This is a genomic window from Pseudomonas sp. P4_B4 (assembly GCF_056402255.1).
This window is the reverse complement of sequence record NZ_JBFUHS010000017.1, coordinates 84249-98134: the sequence shown is the minus strand read 5'-3', so window position 1 is coordinate 98134 and position 13886 is coordinate 84249. Positions and strand designations below refer to the sequence as shown.

13 protein-coding genes are annotated in these 13886 nt (G+C 59.4%); 10 read left to right on the top strand and 3 right to left on the bottom strand.

The annotated features are described in order from the left end of the window. Positions 1–43 precede the first annotated feature (43 nt). Genes AC1DVE_RS19005 through AC1DVE_RS18995 form a run of 3 tightly spaced genes read right to left on the bottom strand, consistent with a single transcriptional unit; the run spans position 44 to position 2821 of the window. A complete protein-coding gene (locus AC1DVE_RS19005) occupies positions 44–838 on the bottom strand; it encodes an ABC transporter substrate-binding protein (RefSeq protein ID WP_223454619.1) in 795 nt (264 codons plus the stop codon). A gap of 46 nt (positions 839–884) precedes the next feature. Continuing rightward, positions 885–1955, bottom strand: coding sequence for an isopenicillin N synthase family dioxygenase (locus tag AC1DVE_RS19000; protein WP_223454617.1), 1071 nt, complete (start codon positions 1953–1955; stop codon positions 885–887). Positions 1956–1969: 14 nt separating this feature from the next. Then, positions 1970–2821: a sugar phosphate isomerase/epimerase family protein gene (locus AC1DVE_RS18995; RefSeq protein WP_223531933.1), complete on the bottom strand. Its 852-nt coding sequence runs from the start codon at positions 2819–2821 to the stop codon at positions 1970–1972. Positions 2822–3276: 455 nt separating this feature from the next. On the opposite strand from AC1DVE_RS18995, the gene AC1DVE_RS18990 reads away from it, so the two are divergent. The 10 genes from AC1DVE_RS18990 to AC1DVE_RS18945 all read left to right on the top strand — a co-directional run bounded on the left by AC1DVE_RS18990 (position 3277) and on the right by AC1DVE_RS18945 (position 13795). Beyond that, complete coding sequence (locus tag AC1DVE_RS18990) at positions 3277–4617, top strand: GntT/GntP/DsdX family permease (RefSeq protein WP_223454613.1); 1341 nt, start codon at positions 3277–3279, stop codon at positions 4615–4617. 43 nt (positions 4618–4660) lie between these two features. Beyond that, the gene (gene dsdA, locus AC1DVE_RS18985; RefSeq protein ID WP_477784123.1) at positions 4661–6013 is read left to right on the top strand and encodes a D-serine ammonia-lyase; all 1353 of its coding nucleotides are present in this window, start codon (positions 4661–4663) and stop codon (positions 6011–6013) included. Positions 6014–6173: 160 nt separating this feature from the next. Next, positions 6174–7142 (top strand): DNA-binding transcriptional regulator DsdC, encoded by a 969-nt coding sequence (gene dsdC / locus AC1DVE_RS18980; RefSeq protein WP_223454660.1) that lies wholly within the window; start codon positions 6174–6176, stop codon positions 7140–7142. Positions 7143–7391: 249 nt separating this feature from the next. Further along, positions 7392–8372: a quinone oxidoreductase family protein gene (locus tag AC1DVE_RS18975; RefSeq protein ID WP_223454610.1), complete on the top strand. Its 981-nt coding sequence runs from the start codon at positions 7392–7394 to the stop codon at positions 8370–8372. A gap of 14 nt (positions 8373–8386) precedes the next feature. After that, on the top strand, positions 8387–9235 hold the full coding sequence (locus AC1DVE_RS18970; protein WP_223454608.1) for a TauD/TfdA dioxygenase family protein: 849 nt from the start codon (positions 8387–8389) through the stop codon (positions 9233–9235). A 78-nt stretch (positions 9236–9313) separates the two neighbouring features. Beyond that, positions 9314–10366, top strand: a complete 1053-nt coding sequence (locus AC1DVE_RS18965) for a beta-keto acid cleavage family enzyme (protein ID WP_223454606.1) — start codon at positions 9314–9316, stop codon at positions 10364–10366. A gap of 108 nt (positions 10367–10474) precedes the next feature. After that, complete coding sequence (locus AC1DVE_RS18960) at positions 10475–11806, top strand: MFS transporter (RefSeq protein ID WP_223454605.1); 1332 nt, start codon at positions 10475–10477, stop codon at positions 11804–11806. Next, on the top strand, positions 11803–12465 hold the full coding sequence (locus AC1DVE_RS18955; protein ID WP_223454603.1) for a DsbA family oxidoreductase: 663 nt from the start codon (positions 11803–11805) through the stop codon (positions 12463–12465). Before AC1DVE_RS18960 ends, AC1DVE_RS18955 begins: the two co-directional genes overlap by 4 nt. Continuing rightward, entirely contained in the window at positions 12462–12788 is a 327-nt protein-coding gene (locus AC1DVE_RS18950; RefSeq protein ID WP_223454601.1) for a Rieske (2Fe-2S) protein, read from the top strand. The genes AC1DVE_RS18955 and AC1DVE_RS18950 overlap by 4 nt, the downstream gene beginning before the upstream one ends. After that, positions 12785–13795 (top strand): YeiH family protein, encoded by a 1011-nt coding sequence (locus tag AC1DVE_RS18945; protein ID WP_223443405.1) that lies wholly within the window; start codon positions 12785–12787, stop codon positions 13793–13795. The genes AC1DVE_RS18950 and AC1DVE_RS18945 overlap by 4 nt, the downstream gene beginning before the upstream one ends. Positions 13796–13886 lie beyond the last annotated feature (91 nt).

Genomic DNA, 13886 nt, shown 5'->3' with positions numbered 1-13886 from the left:
CCCGGTGCAGGGAGGCAGATGACCAGACTACAAGGACAGGTTCTTAGTTGGCAGTCGGTTCTTCCAAGCCATATTTCTGGAGAATTGCGGCGTATTCACCGCTCTTTTTGCTCTCTTCGAAGGCCTTTTGCACGACCTGGAAGGTTTCGTCGTTACCTTTCTTGACGAAGATGCCCAGGGTTTGCTGATAAATCGGATGCTCGGTGGTGATCACTACCCGGCCGTTGGTCTTTTCCGCGATCATTTTTGCCGCGCCAGCGATTTCGACCTGGGCCTGGATGTTTTTGGACAGCAGGGCCTGGGTCACTTCGGGTGCCGAGGGGTATTCGCTGACGGTGATCGCGCCTTTGTTGTTCGGCACGCAGTATTCATCGGACAGCTTGCGGAATTCCTTGACCCAGGTAGTGCCCTGTTCCAGGCCCAGTTTCAAGCCGCACAGGTCTTCAGGCTTCTTTGCATTGATCTCGCTGCCCTTGGGCACCATGACCGCGGCACCAGTGTTGGCATACGCGATGGTCTGGGCCTGGGTCTGGCGCTCCGGCGTGATGTACATGCCGGAAATGACCGCGTCGTACTTGCCGGAGTTCAAGCCGAGGATCAGGCTCGGGAATTTGGTGTCGACGAACTCCACCTTGGCGTTCATGTGTTTGGCCAGTGCCGCTGCCAGCTCGGGGTCCGAACCCACCACATTCTTGTCCTTGTCATAGGACTCGAAGGGAGGGTAAGTGATTTCCATGCCGACCTTGAGCGTGTCTGGCGCGGCCATGCTCACCGAGGCACCGAACATACCGGCTGCCAATACAGCCAGGCTCAAAAGGTTTTTCTTGTTGTTTTTCATGATGTGCTGACTCCGGCGTAGGTAGGGGTTTAGTTGAAAACTTCAATCAGGACGGTTGAGCCTGATTTTTCAAATGTCCGAAACTGGCGGGCTTGCGTGCCTTGCCTGGCAGTTGAACTTCCCCATTGGCCACCCTTTGGCGCAGATACTGATAGGTCTGCAGCGCCTGGCCATACATGTGTTCGCCGATGGTGATTTCTTCGTAGTCGTTGCCTGCCTGGGCGAACCCGGGCAGCGGTCTGATCTGGGTGTGATAGTCGCAGGCATAAAACAGCGGAAAGGAATAGCGCTCCTCCTTCACGCTACGCACCCGGTGCGCGGTGGCAACGAAAGCGCCTGCCGTCATCACTTCCAGCATGTCGCCGATGTTGACGACAAAGGCATCGGCAATCGGTGGTGCATCGATCCATTGGCCAAGATTGTTCATCACCTCAAGGCCCGGTTTGTCGGCCAAAAGGATGGTGAAGCACTCGTAATCAGTATGGGCGCCAAGACCCGGTGCGTCATGGGCGGCGCCGTCGAAGGGGTAGTGGATAAGGCGCAGCTTGGACGGCGGACGGGTGACCAGGCTGTCGAAATAGTTTTCTTCCAGGCCCAGGGTCAGGGCGAAGCCACCGAACAAGCGCCGGCCCAAGGCAAAGATGGCTTCATAGTAGGCCTGTACCGACGCCTTGAAACCTTGCAATTGCGGCCAGTCGTTGGGCCCCAGCAATGGGGTGTTGGCCAGCACCAGCGGGTCATCGGCCGGGACTTCGAAGCCGACGTCGAAGGCTTCCTTGTGGTCCGGCTTGCCCTTGGAGTAGACCTCTTCGCCTTCGGGCACAAAGCCCTTGTGGGTTTGCGAGGTGCCGATGTAGTGGCGCATCTTGGCGTCCAGGGGCTGGTCGAAAAAGTCCTTGGCAGCCTGGCGCAGGTTGGCGATCAGTTGCGGGTCGATACCGTGATGGGTGATGTAGAGGAACCCGACCTCGCTGGCGGCGCGGCCCAATTGTTCGGCTACGGCCAGGCGGTGTTCCAGTTCAAAGTTGAACAGACCGGCGATGTTGACCACCGGGATGCTATTGAAGTTGGCTTTGTGTGTGTCAGTGCTGGCGCTGTTATTTTTGTTGTCAGGCATGACGCATCGGCTCCCTAAGGATTGCTTGAGTGGCTGAAACGCTCGAAGTGTTCGCGCTCGGTCTGGCCCATCCACACGTTCAATGACCACAGGTCGGCGACCGGGACATTGGTGAAGGGCAAATGATGCAGGTAGCCGTCGGCACCGAACTCCGGGGTCAGGGTGCTGACCCGGTAACCGCGGGCTTGCTGCGAGCGCCAGATGCTTTCCCAGTGCTGCTGATGGAAGGCCAGTTCCCTTGCATATTCGGGAGCCGCCGGGTGCGGAACCTGAGGCCCCTGGTCATAACCGACCCGGGCCTGGATATGGTGCACCCTCTCGATGAAGGCGCTGAGATCATCGGCCGGGTCATTCAACAGGCGCTCGCAGGTCACCACCCAATGGCTGATGTCACTGGTGAACAACAGATCGGGCAGTTGCCGAATCAACTCCAGGGTCACCCAGGGGTTGAACAGCGAACGCGAACGGTGGGTTTCGAAACTGCAGAGCTGGCCGTGCTTGCGCGCCAGATCCAGCGCCTGGCCGAAAAACTCCACTTGTTGTGGCAAGGACCAGCGATCGTTGCCCGCCAGCACGTTGACGAAGCGCGGGCCGAGTTCGGCGGCCCAGGCGAGTTTCTGGTCGAGGTCATTGAGGTGGACGACGGGCGTTGCCGACTGGTCCGGCAGCACGTCGTACGCGGTGAAGACTGTGCTGATATAGCCCAGGCGATTGGCCTGGAGAAAGGCGCCGAACTCGGCCCGCTCACGGGCGTCCAGTGGCAGGCGTGCCTCCATGCCATCAAAGCCCGCTTGCAGCAACTCCTCGAGCGCCTGAGCCTTACTGGCGGTGTAACCCCACAGCGTGCGGAAAATTTCCAGCTTCATCGGTGATCCTCAAAAATCCCAAGGCCTACTGCAAATGCACTTCGACGGCGCCAGGCTGCCAGGAGGCTGGTTCGCTGTGGAGCCGATGTTAGGCACAGGCCGCGCACTGAAAGAATCTGAAAGTTCAAATGAATACTTCAGACTTTCATTAACAAATAGCTAGCTACTTATCCCGTTGGCCAGGAGGGGTTTTGAGGGCGAGTACGTGTCTGCGTTGGCTATTAGCGAGAGATGCCACTATTACGGCATCATTTTGAAGACTCCCAAGCGACTTCATGGAAGGTGAGGCGCGAACTTTCATCGCTTCACGCCACACACTCACCATAGATGACCTCATGTCATCCATCCCTTGAAAATCCATCCTTTGTCAGGTCCCTGTGTCGCACTCTCTAATGCCGAAAAGCTGAGTGGCCCAGATCACTCATTTCAACAATAAAAGCTCTTCAGGAGATTGTATGCACAGTGGTCCCACTCTTTTGCTGGTGTTGTTTTGCGCCATCATTCTGATCGTTTTTCTCATCGTCAAAGTTCGTGTCCATGCATTCCTGGCCTTGACCGCAGCGAGCTTTGTGGTCGGCATCGGTTCAGGCATGCCACTGGCGCAAATTGTCTCTTCATATGAAAAAGGTGTCGGTGGAACACTCGGGTTCCTGGCAACGATCATTGGCCTTGGCGGCATACTCGGCAAGATGCTTGAAGAGTCCGGTGGCGCGGAGCGCATTGCCCAGACGCTATTGAGCGCCCTGGGTAAAGAGCGTGCCTCATGGGCCATGATGCTTGTAGGGTTTATCGCGGGCATACCTGTGTTCTTCGAGGTTGGATTCGTTCTGCTGATTCCCCTGATCTATGTGGTCGCCAAAGAGACCCGGATCAACCTTCTGTACCTGGGCGTGCCCTTGGCCGTATCGCTGATGGCGGTTCATTGCATGTTGCCCCCGCACCCTGCCGCCATGGCCATCACCGGGCTGCTGGGAGCCGATGTCGGCAAGGTTATCGTGTATGGCCTCATTATCGCGCTGCCTACCGCCATCATTGCCGGGCCGCTGTGGATCAAGTTGGTCTGCAAGAGTGAAGCGCCTGACGCTCAAGAGGCTTTTCTGGAAGAACATTGCGTTGACAGCGCGACCCGGGACTTGCCAGGCCTTGGCTTGACGCTGCTGACCATCCTGTTGCCACTTCTGCTGATGGTCGGCAAAAGTCTTGCAGCCGGACTGCCCCATGACTCCGTGCTCTTCAGCATCGTTTCGTTCCTGGGGACGCCGCTGATAGCACTGTCCATTGCTGTGGTGTTCGCTTACTGGGCACTGGGTTTGCGCCGCGGCTTATCCATGCCTGACTTGCTCAAGCACACTCAGAAGAGCTTTCCTGCGCTGGCCAGCATTCTGCTGATCATCGGTGCCGGTGGGGCATTCAACGGCATCCTGGTCGACAGCGGCGTGGGTAACGCGCTGTCCGGTTCGTTGACGCAATTGAACATGAATCCCATCGTCCTGGCGTGGTTGGTGGCAGGCTTGATGCACTTCGCCGTCGGTTCAGCGACGGTGGCAATGATCAGTGCCGCCGGCATGGTGATGCCGATGCTGAGCGCTCATCCAACCGTGAGTAAGGAAATTATCTGCATTGCCATCGGTGCCGGCGCCATTGGCTGGACCCATGTGACGGACTCTGCCTTCTGGGTGGTCAAGGAGTACCTGGGTGTCTCGCTAGCCGATGCGTTGAAGAAGTTCACCTCGGCCACCGTACTGGCTTCATTGATTGCGCTGGGGCTGACCCTGCTGCTGTCGCAATTCGTTTGATCTCACCCGTATTTTCATCCTGATTATTTAAAGGGACCACGTCATGATTTTGGGAAGACCCCTTGAAAGCTGGTACACCAGTTATCCTTTGATTCGCGATCTGGTCGCGCTGCAAGAAACCACTTGGTTCAACCCTGCCGTGGCGCCGGTCGCGGAATCGATTGGCGATGTGGGGTTGACGGCCGAAGACGTCGCCGATGCCAGCGCGCGACTGGCGCGTTTTGCTTCTTACCTGCAGCGAGCGTTTCCGGAAACGCAATGCAGTGGCGGCATTATCGAGTCGGACATTCTGCCCGTGCCTCAACTGCAGCAGTTGCTTGGCGAGCGCTATGGTCAGGCACTGGAAGGGGCGCTGTGGCTCAAGCGGGACAGCCATCTGCCGATTTCGGGCTCGATCAAGGCGCGCGGTGGTATCTATGAGGTGCTCAAGCATGCCGAAGACCTGGCGTTGGCCGCGAATCTGTTGACGCTTGACGACGACTACGCCGTGCTGGACAGCGATAAGGCGCGGGCCTTTTTCGGCCAATACAAAATAGCCGTCGGCTCGACCGGCAACCTTGGCATGTCCATCGGCATCATGGGGGCGGCATTGGGTTTCCAGGTGACCGTGCATATGTCGGCGGATGCGCGGCAATGGAAGAAAGACAAGTTACGCTCACACGGCGTTACCGTTGTTGAGTACTCCTCCGATTACAGCGTGGCCGTTGCGCAAGGCCGCCAACAAGCGGAGTCCGATCCAGCCTGCCATTTTGTGGACGATGAAAACTCGGTCAACCTGTTCCTGGGCTACTCGGTGGCTGCCGAGCGCCTGAAAAAGCAATTGGCAGCGGCTGGCATCACCGTGGATGCGCAACATCCATTGTTTGTCTATCTGCCCTGTGGGGTAGGTGGCGCGCCTGGCGGCGTGGCCTTCGGCCTGAAGCTGGCCTTTGGCGATGCTGTCCATTGCATCTTCGCCGAGCCCACACACTCGCCATGCATGATGCTGGGCGTCTATACCGGCCTGCACGACGAAGTGAGCGTGCAAGACTTCGGCATTGACAACGTGACGGCTGCTGACGGCCTCGCCGTCGGACGCGCTTCAGGTTTTGTCGGCAAGGCCATGCAGCGCTTGCTTGACGGTTTCTACACGGTCAGCGACGAGGAAATGTACAGTTTGCTGGCACTGATGGAGCGCAGCGAAGGTGTGCGCCTGGAGCCATCCGCGCTCGCCGGTGTGCCCGGCATTGCCAGAGTCCATGCCGACCGGCAGGGCTACCTGGCTCGCGCGCACCTGGACAGCCAGGCCATGACGCAAGCCACCCATCTGGTGTGGGCAACGGGCGGCAATATGGTGCCTTGCGACGAGATGGACGCTTATCTGGCCAAGGGTCGTGAATTGCTCGCCAACGGCTGATCGGGCCTGAATGGAGCGCAATGGCCAAGCCTCGACAGAGTTATCGCCGATTTAAGCGTAAACCGAATGTGGCAAGATGAACGTCTTGCCACATTCGGTACGTTTGACCGCTGCAAAGGCGTACAACGCAAAGCGGCTTTTGGGTTTGAGGGAAACTGTCGTGCTCAACCTTCCTCCTCGTATCAGCTCCAGGCTCAACAGCAGCCAGTTCGCGAACCTTCACACCTTTTTGGTTGCCGCTCGTCATCTGAGCTTCACCCGTGCGGCGCAGGAACTGTGTTTGACTGCAAGCGCCGTGAGCCACCGTATAAGTCGGCTGGAAGCCGCGTTATCGATGAAACTGTTCCAGCGTCTGACCCGGCAGGTCAGCCTGACCGACGAAGGCGAGCGTATCTTCGAAATACTCCAGAATGCGATGGGAGAGTTGTCCGAGGCACTGGAGCAATCGTCACAGGCGGAAATTGCCGGCTCGATCGCGCTCTATGTAAGGCCTTCCATCGCCCAATGCTGGCTGGTTCCGAGGCTGGCTGACTTTATTGAGCGTTATCCTCTGGTGTCACTGGACCTGCGGTCAGGCAATGACAATGTCGATTTTCGAACCCGTAAAATTGACCTGGCCCTGTACTACGCCAATGGCGAGTTTCCCGGGCTGACGAGCCATCGGTTGATGCGCGAACGGCTGGCCCCCGTGTGCAGTCCTGACTATGCGCGACGCCATCGCCTGGAGGAGAACCCGGACAACCTGAGGTACTGCACAACCTTGCATGACTCCCTGGCCTGGGATCATGCGGCTTATGATGCCGAGTGGACGCTTTGGGCAGAGCAACACAACCTGCTCGCGGCACTTCCCAAGCGTAGCTTGACCTTCGATCGCTCTGATTTGAGTGTGACAGCGGCCATGAACCACGCCGGCATTGCGATTGGCCGTCAACAGCTTGTGCAGAAGCGAGTTGATCGCGGCGAGCTCGTTCTGCCGCTCGCTGAATTCAGCCGCTCAGGCCACTACGATTATTATCTGGTTCACCCACCGCTCGGTACTGTTCCCAAGCGATTGCTGGTTTTCATGAACTGGCTACGAGAATGCGCGCGTCAATCATCACCCCTGGATGAGAACGACGACCTGTTCTGATGCGGCATGCGTACAGGTGGGTGGTCAGGCCAGCCTCCAGTCGGTGAAGCCGCCGCTGTCGAGCGCCACGCCTGAGTCAAATATGCAGATAGGGAAGTCACCGGGGGAGGAAGGTGCCCAATGACGCCGTTTGTCATCAAATGTGACGGCGCTGTCGTTTGATGAGACGCGTTCGGAAAGCCTGCAGCTTACATTCCAGTCAACGTAATCGCCGCAGTGCACCCAGAACGCTGATTGGAGAAAAAAAGCATGGCTCAAGTCGTACGATTTTATGAAACCGGTGGTCCCGAGGTTCTTCGTTTTGAAGAGGTCGAGGTTGGCGACCCTGGTCCTGGTGAGGTTCGACTTCGCCACGTAGCGGTCGGCCTCAACTATGCCGACACCTACTTTCGCAATGGCACTTACCCGATCCCGATGCCCAATGGCATCGGCGTTGAAGCCGCCGGTGTGGTGGAGACGGTGGGCGAGGGCGTGAGCAATGTGGTGGTCGGGGATCGGGTCACCTATACCGGCTTTACCAACACCCTCGGCGCCTACAGCACCGAGCGCCTGATCCCGGCTGCGCCGTTGATCAAGCTGCCGGAAAACATCTCTTTCGAGACAGCGGCGGCCATGACCATGCGCGGGCTTACCTCGGCGTATCTGATGCGTCGCATCTATGACTTCAAGGCCGGTGACAGCATCCTGCTGCACGCTGCCGCCGGTGGTGTCGGCCTGATCGTCTCGCAGTGGGCCAAGCTGCAAGGCCTGAAGGTGATCGGCACCGTGTCCAGCGAGGCCAAGGCTGAGCTCGCCCGTGCCCATGGTTGCGACCATGTGATCAATTACAGTCATGAGGATGTGGCCAGGCGCGTGCGTGAGTTGACCGACGGCGTGGGTGTCAACGTGGTGTTCGATAGCGTTGGCAAGAGCACGTTCGAGGGCTCGCTGGACTCTCTCAAGCGTCGTGGCCTGATGGTCTGCGTCGGTACTGCATCCGGTCCGATTCCTCCCTTCAGTCCAGCGCAGCTGGCGATGAAAGGCTCGCTGTTCATGACGCGTCCGGCACTGGCAGATTACATCGCCGACCCGGCAGAAAAGGCTGACCTGGCCGGTGAGCTGTTCGGCCTGGTCGGGAGCGGCAAGATCAAGATCGGGATCAACCAGCATTACTGCTTGCAGGACGCCGTGCAGGCTCACCGTGATCTGGAGTCGCGCAAGACCACTGGCTCATCGATTTTCGTCATCTGAGGAGGTCTGCCGCCATGCAAGTCGAACAACTCACCTGCAGCATTGGCGCAGAGCTGACGGGCGTCAACCTTGCCGATGCCGTCCATGACGACGGCCTGTTCGCCGAGATCCGCGTCCAGTTGCTCAAGCATCGCGTGCTGTTTTTGCGCGACCAGGACATCGGTCGCGCCGAGCATGTGGCCTTTGCCCAACGCTTCGGCGAACTGGAGGATCACCCGGTCATCGGCAGCCACCCGGATTATCCTGGCCTGGTCCAGGTCTACAAGAGTCCGGACAGCCCGATCGACCGTTACGAGAACTCCTGGCACACCGACGCCACCTGGCGCGAGGCGCCGCCGATGGGCAGCGTGCTGCGATGCCTGGAGTGCCCACCAGTTGGTGGTGACACCATGTGGGCCAACATGGTGGAGGCTTACAAGCATCTGCCAGACGAGATAAAAGCGAAGATCGAAGGCCTTCGTGCCCGTCATAGCATCGAGGCGACCTTCGGTGCGGCGATGCCGATCGAACGGCGCCTGGCGCTCAAGGCCCAGTACCCGGACGCTGAGCACCCCGTGGTGCGCACTCATCCAGAGACTGGCGAGAAGGTGCTGTTCGTCAATTCCTTCACGACTCACTTCACCAACTTCCACACGGCCGAACGTGTGCGTGTCGGCCAGGATTTCACCCAGGGCTCGTCCGAGCTACTGCGTCACCTGACCAGCCAGGCCCACATTCCGGAGTATCAGGTGCGCTGGCGCTGGAAGCCTAACAGCATCGCCATCTGGGACAACCGCAGCACTCAGCACTACGCCGTGATGGATTACCCACCCTGCCATCGCAAGATGGAGCGTGCCGGGATCATTGGCGAAAAGACCTACTGAGCAACCTCACCGACACCCGTGCCAGCGCTCGCTCCGTACAGTCCGTCGGGCGGGCCACAATAAAAACAGGAGATAAGCATGCAGTTTTTCGACGATTCCCTGCACCCGGAAAACATGGAAAAAGTGGTGATTACTGTCGCCCCTTACGCCCCACAGTGGATGCCGGGAGACTTCCCTGAAGACATTCCGATGACCATGGACGAGCACGTGCAGGCGGCTGTCGACTGCTATGAAGCAGGCGCCACTGTGCTGCACTTGCATGTGCGCGAACTGGACGGTAAAGGCTCCAAGCGCCTGTCCAAGTTCAACGAGTTGATCGCCGGTGTGCGTGAAGCCGTGCCGGACATGATCATCCAGGTCGGCGGCTCGATTTCCTTTGCCCCTGAAGGCGAAGGCGCGGAAGCCCTGTGGCTCTCCGATGATACCCGGCACATGCTGGCGGAGCTGACGCCGAAGCCGGATCAGGTCACCATCGCCATCAACACCATTCAGATGAATATCGCGGAGCTGCTGTTCCCGCAAGGCATTGAAGGCACCTCCCTGCTTGATCCGGTGACCAATGCCGCGTATAGCGAAATGACCGTACCGGCAGGTCCTGCCTGGGTCGCCGAACACCTCAAGCGCCTGCAAGCCAGCAATATCCAGCCGCACTTCCAGCTGACCGGCATTCATGCCTACGAAACCCTCGAGCGCCTGGTGCGCAAGGGCATCTACAAGGGCCCTTTGAACCTGACCTGGATCGGCATTGGCGGTGGTTTCGACGGCCCGAACCCGATGAACCTGATGAACTTCATCAATCGCGTACCGGATCGTTGTACCTTGACTGCCGAGTCGCTGCTCAAGAACGTCCTGCCACTTAACACCATTGCCCTGGCCATGGGCTTGCACCCACGGCTCGGTAATGAAGACACCATTATCGATCAACACGGCAAGCGCTTCTCTTCCGTAGAGCAGGTCAAGCAGACGGTGCGTATCGCTCACGAGCTGGGGCGTGAAATCGCCACCGGTAAAGAGGCGCGCGACATCTACCGTATCGGTGTGCAATACAAGACTGTTGAAGAAACCCTGTTGGCCAACGGCATGGCACCGAACCGCAAGCCGAGTCAGAAGGGCGTACCACAGCGCGGGTAATCCAGATGGCGGGGCAGGAAGCCAGTGGCGTTCTGCCCTTACCCACCTGAACGCGTGAGCAAGACCAAAAACAATAACAAAACGGGTGCTAGACACCGAGGAGGCAGCATGGCGATTCACCACAGTACAGTGGCCGATGAAATGGATACTTCGATTGGCATTCCGCGACGGTACGCCTGGATTGTGTTTGTGCTGACCTTTGGCTTGTTGATTTCCGATTACATGTCACGGCAGGTACTCAATGCCGTGTTCCCGATTCTCAAGAACGAGTGGACGCTGAGCGACGGCCAACTCGGTCTGCTGAGCGGTATTGTCGCCCTGATGGTTGGCCTGCTCACTATTCCCCTGTCGATGCTGGCCGACCGCTTTGGCCGGGTCAAGAGTCTGGCGCTGATGGCCTTGCTGTGGAGCCTGGCCACCCTGGGCTGTGCCCTGGCACAGAACTATCAGGAGATGTTGATTGCGCGCTTCATGGTGGGTGTCGGCGAGGCTGCCTACGGTAGCGTCGGCATTGCCGTGGTGGTGTCGGTGTTCCCCAAGAACATGCGTGCGACCCTCGCCAGTGCCTTCATGGCGGGCGCCATGTTTGGCTCGGTGTTGGGCATATCCATCGGCGGGGCGGTAGCCGTCAAGCTGGGGTGGCGTTGGTCGTTCGCCAGTATGGCGCTGTTTGGCCTGCTGCTGGCGGCGCTTTACCCGATCATCGTCAAGGAAGCGCGAATTGCCCCGCAGCGCCTCGCCGAAGTCGGGAGCAAGACTAAAGTGGCGGTCAAGCGTCCGCTGCGCACCCTGTACGGCACCCGTTCGGTTATTGCCGCGTATATCGCCAGCGGCCTGCAGACATTCGTTGCCGGTAGCATGATTGTGTGGATGCCGAGCTATTTCAACCGCTACTACGGGATGAGCGAGGGCAAGGCCGGTGCCATGGCAGGCGTCATGGTGCTGTGCTGCGGTACCGGGGCGATTCTCTGCGGCATGCTCAGTGATCGCCTGTGCCGTCAATCGCCGCTGCGCAAGATCGAGATTTCCATGGTGTTCTGCCTGGGCAGTTGCCTGCTGATGTCGCTGGCTTTGGTTCAGTCGGTCGGTCCTGTCCAGTTGGGGCTGATCGGCCTGGCCATGTTGTTCGTGACGGGCACCAACGGCCCGACCATTGCCACGATTGCGAACCTGACTCACTACAAGGTGCACGGCACCGCTTTTGCCACCCTGACCCTGGTCAATAATATGCTCGGCCTGGCCCCGGGGCCTTTCGTCACCGGCAGGGTGTCCGATCTTATCGGACTGCACGGGGCCTTCCAGCTGGTACCGCTGATGAGCATTGCGGCAGCGGCGGTGTTCTTCTATATCCGCTGTCACTATCTCGATGACATGGCCCGTGTGCAGGGTGAGGCGGTCGATCAAGCGCCCGCTAAAGCGGTGATGGAGGTGTCGCCGTGACGAGGGTATTGCGTGTTGATGCGTTCTTCGACTTCATTTGCCCCTGGTGCCTGATCGGCAAGCGTCAGCTCAATCGCGCACTCGCGAAGTTGCGCGCCAGCCACCCGGAGATCGAGTTGGAGCTAGTCTGGCATGGCGTGCAGTTGCTGCCGCACCTGCCGGCGCAGGGTGTGCCTTTTGTCGAGTTCTACCAAAAGCGCCTGGGCAGTGCCGAGGCCGTGCAAGCACGCCAGGCGCAAGTCCGGCAGGCCGCAGCCGCCGTAGGCTTGAGCATCGACTTCAGTAGCATCAAGACGATGCCCAATACCGCCGATGCCCATCGGCTGTTGGAGTGCGCCACTGAACTGGGGAGCGTGGCGCAGCGTGACGCCTTGCTGGAGCAGCTGTTCGCCGCCTATTTTCATCGCGGCAAGGACCTCGCAGACAGTGCCACCCTGTTGGCGATCGCCGAGTCCTGTGGCTATCCGCGCGCGGCCCTGGCCGACTGTCTGCTGGGTGCTCGCTGCCCCTTCGATGATGACGGGATGGGCGCCCGGGGGGTGCCTTATTTCATCTTCAACCGGCGCCAGGTGGTGTCCGGTGCGCAGTCGGCCGAGGTGCTGTTGCAGGCCATGCACCAAGCCCTTGCGCAAGACGTGACCGGGAGTCAATCGGCATGAGCCGGCGCATTGCGGTGCCGCCCGAGAAAGTCCCGGCACTTGGCATGCGCACGCTGTTCGAGCCGGCGGGCAGCAGCCTGGCATTGTTCAATGTCGCCGGCCAGCTCTACGCCATCGACGACAGCTGTCCGCATCAGGGGGCTTCACTGTGCGGTGGCCGACTTGAGGGCCGGGTGATCCAGTGCTGTGCCCATGGCCTGCGCTTCGACCTGGCGAGCGGCTACCTGCTCAATTCAAACAGCGTGAAGGTTGCCAACTACCCGGTCGAGGTGGTCGACGGCCAAGTGTTCATTGTCATCACTTCCAGGGAGACCGCGTTATGAGTGCCATTGCTCTGGCCTATGTCCATGGCCGCGTACAAGAACGGCTCCCCGGTTTTATCGTCAGCCTGATAGTTGCTGCAGCGGCGAGTTTTCTATCCGAGCACTATGGTGCGCCGGTCATGCTGTTCGCGCTGCTGCTCGGTATGGCACTGAATTTTCTCGCCAGCGACGGCAAGTGCAAGGCCGGTATCGAGTTCACCTCACGAACCGTGCTACGCATCGGCGTAGCGTTGCTGGGCATGCGTATCACCCTCGAACAGATCGCCGCGCTGGGCTGGAAACCGGCGGCCCTGGTGGTGATCTCGGTCGTGGTGACCATCCTCGTCTCGATGGTGGCGGCCAAGGCCATGGGGTTCCAGCGTCTGTTCGGCATGCTCACCGGTGGCGCTACGGCCATTTGCGGTGCCTCCGCGGCGCTAGCGCTGGCGGCGTCTTTTCCCAACCATCCGCAGAAAGAGCGCGCCACGCTGTTCACCGTAATTGGCGTGTCGGCACTGTCGACCCTGGCCATGATCGTCTACCCGATGATCGCCAACTGGCTCGAGCTGAATCCCCAGTTGGCCGGGGTGTTCCTCGGCGCCACCATTCACGACGTTGCCCAGGTGGTGGGTGCCGGCTACAGCATGTCTACCGAGACTGGCGATACCGCCACTGTGGTCAAGTTGATGCGAGTGGCCATGCTCCTGCCGGTGATCGTTTGCGCAGCGATGATTTCCCGTACGCAGGGCGTCGATCCGACGGGTAAACGACCGCCGTTGCTACCCTGGTTCGCCGTGGGCTTCCTGATTCTCGCGTGCGTCAACAGTACTGGCTGGGTCGTCCCGGCAGTGCAGGGATTGACCAACGAACTGTCGCGCTGGTGCCTGGTCATCGCCATTAGCGCCCTGGGCATGAAGACCCGGCTCAAGGAGCTTGCCGCGGTGGGTATCAAGCCCATCCTGCTGATGGTGGGGGAGACGGTCTTCCTGATTGCTCTGGTGCTGTTACTGATGCGCTGGGGTTTGTAAACCTACGCGCTATCGAGGATTGCGCGACTCACTGGACAGCGCGAACGTGAGTCAAGTGTCGTACCCCGCAAGTGCTCCATTTACGGTCGTC

Bases quoted from the DNA above. Each gene is read 5' to 3' on its own strand.
- AC1DVE_RS18990 (WP_223454613.1), top strand. From the start codon at position 3,277: ATGCACAGTGGTCCCACTCTTTTGCTGGTGTTGTTTTGCGCCATCATT.
- AC1DVE_RS18970 (WP_223454608.1), top strand. From the start codon at position 8,387: ATGCAAGTCGAACAACTCACCTGCAGCATTGGCGCAGAGCTGACGGGC.
- AC1DVE_RS18965 (WP_223454606.1), top strand. From the start codon at position 9,314: ATGCAGTTTTTCGACGATTCCCTGCACCCGGAAAACATGGAAAAAGTG.
- AC1DVE_RS18960 (WP_223454605.1), top strand. From the start codon at position 10,475: ATGGCGATTCACCACAGTACAGTGGCCGATGAAATGGATACTTCGATT.
- AC1DVE_RS18995 (WP_223531933.1), bottom strand. From the start codon at position 2,821: ATGAAGCTGGAAATTTTCCGCACGCTGTGGGGTTACACCGCCAGTAAG.
- AC1DVE_RS19000 (WP_223454617.1), bottom strand. From the start codon at position 1,955: ATGCCTGACAACAAAAATAACAGCGCCAGCACTGACACACACAAAGCC.
- AC1DVE_RS19005 (WP_223454619.1), bottom strand. From the start codon at position 838: ATGAAAAACAACAAGAAAAACCTTTTGAGCCTGGCTGTATTGGCAGCC.
- AC1DVE_RS18945 (WP_223443405.1), top strand. From the start codon at position 12,785: ATGAGTGCCATTGCTCTGGCCTATGTCCATGGCCGCGTACAAGAACGG.
- AC1DVE_RS18975 (WP_223454610.1), top strand. From the start codon at position 7,392: ATGGCTCAAGTCGTACGATTTTATGAAACCGGTGGTCCCGAGGTTCTT.
- AC1DVE_RS18950 (WP_223454601.1), top strand. From the start codon at position 12,462: ATGAGCCGGCGCATTGCGGTGCCGCCCGAGAAAGTCCCGGCACTTGGC.
- dsdA (WP_477784123.1), top strand. From the start codon at position 4,661: ATGATTTTGGGAAGACCCCTTGAAAGCTGGTACACCAGTTATCCTTTG.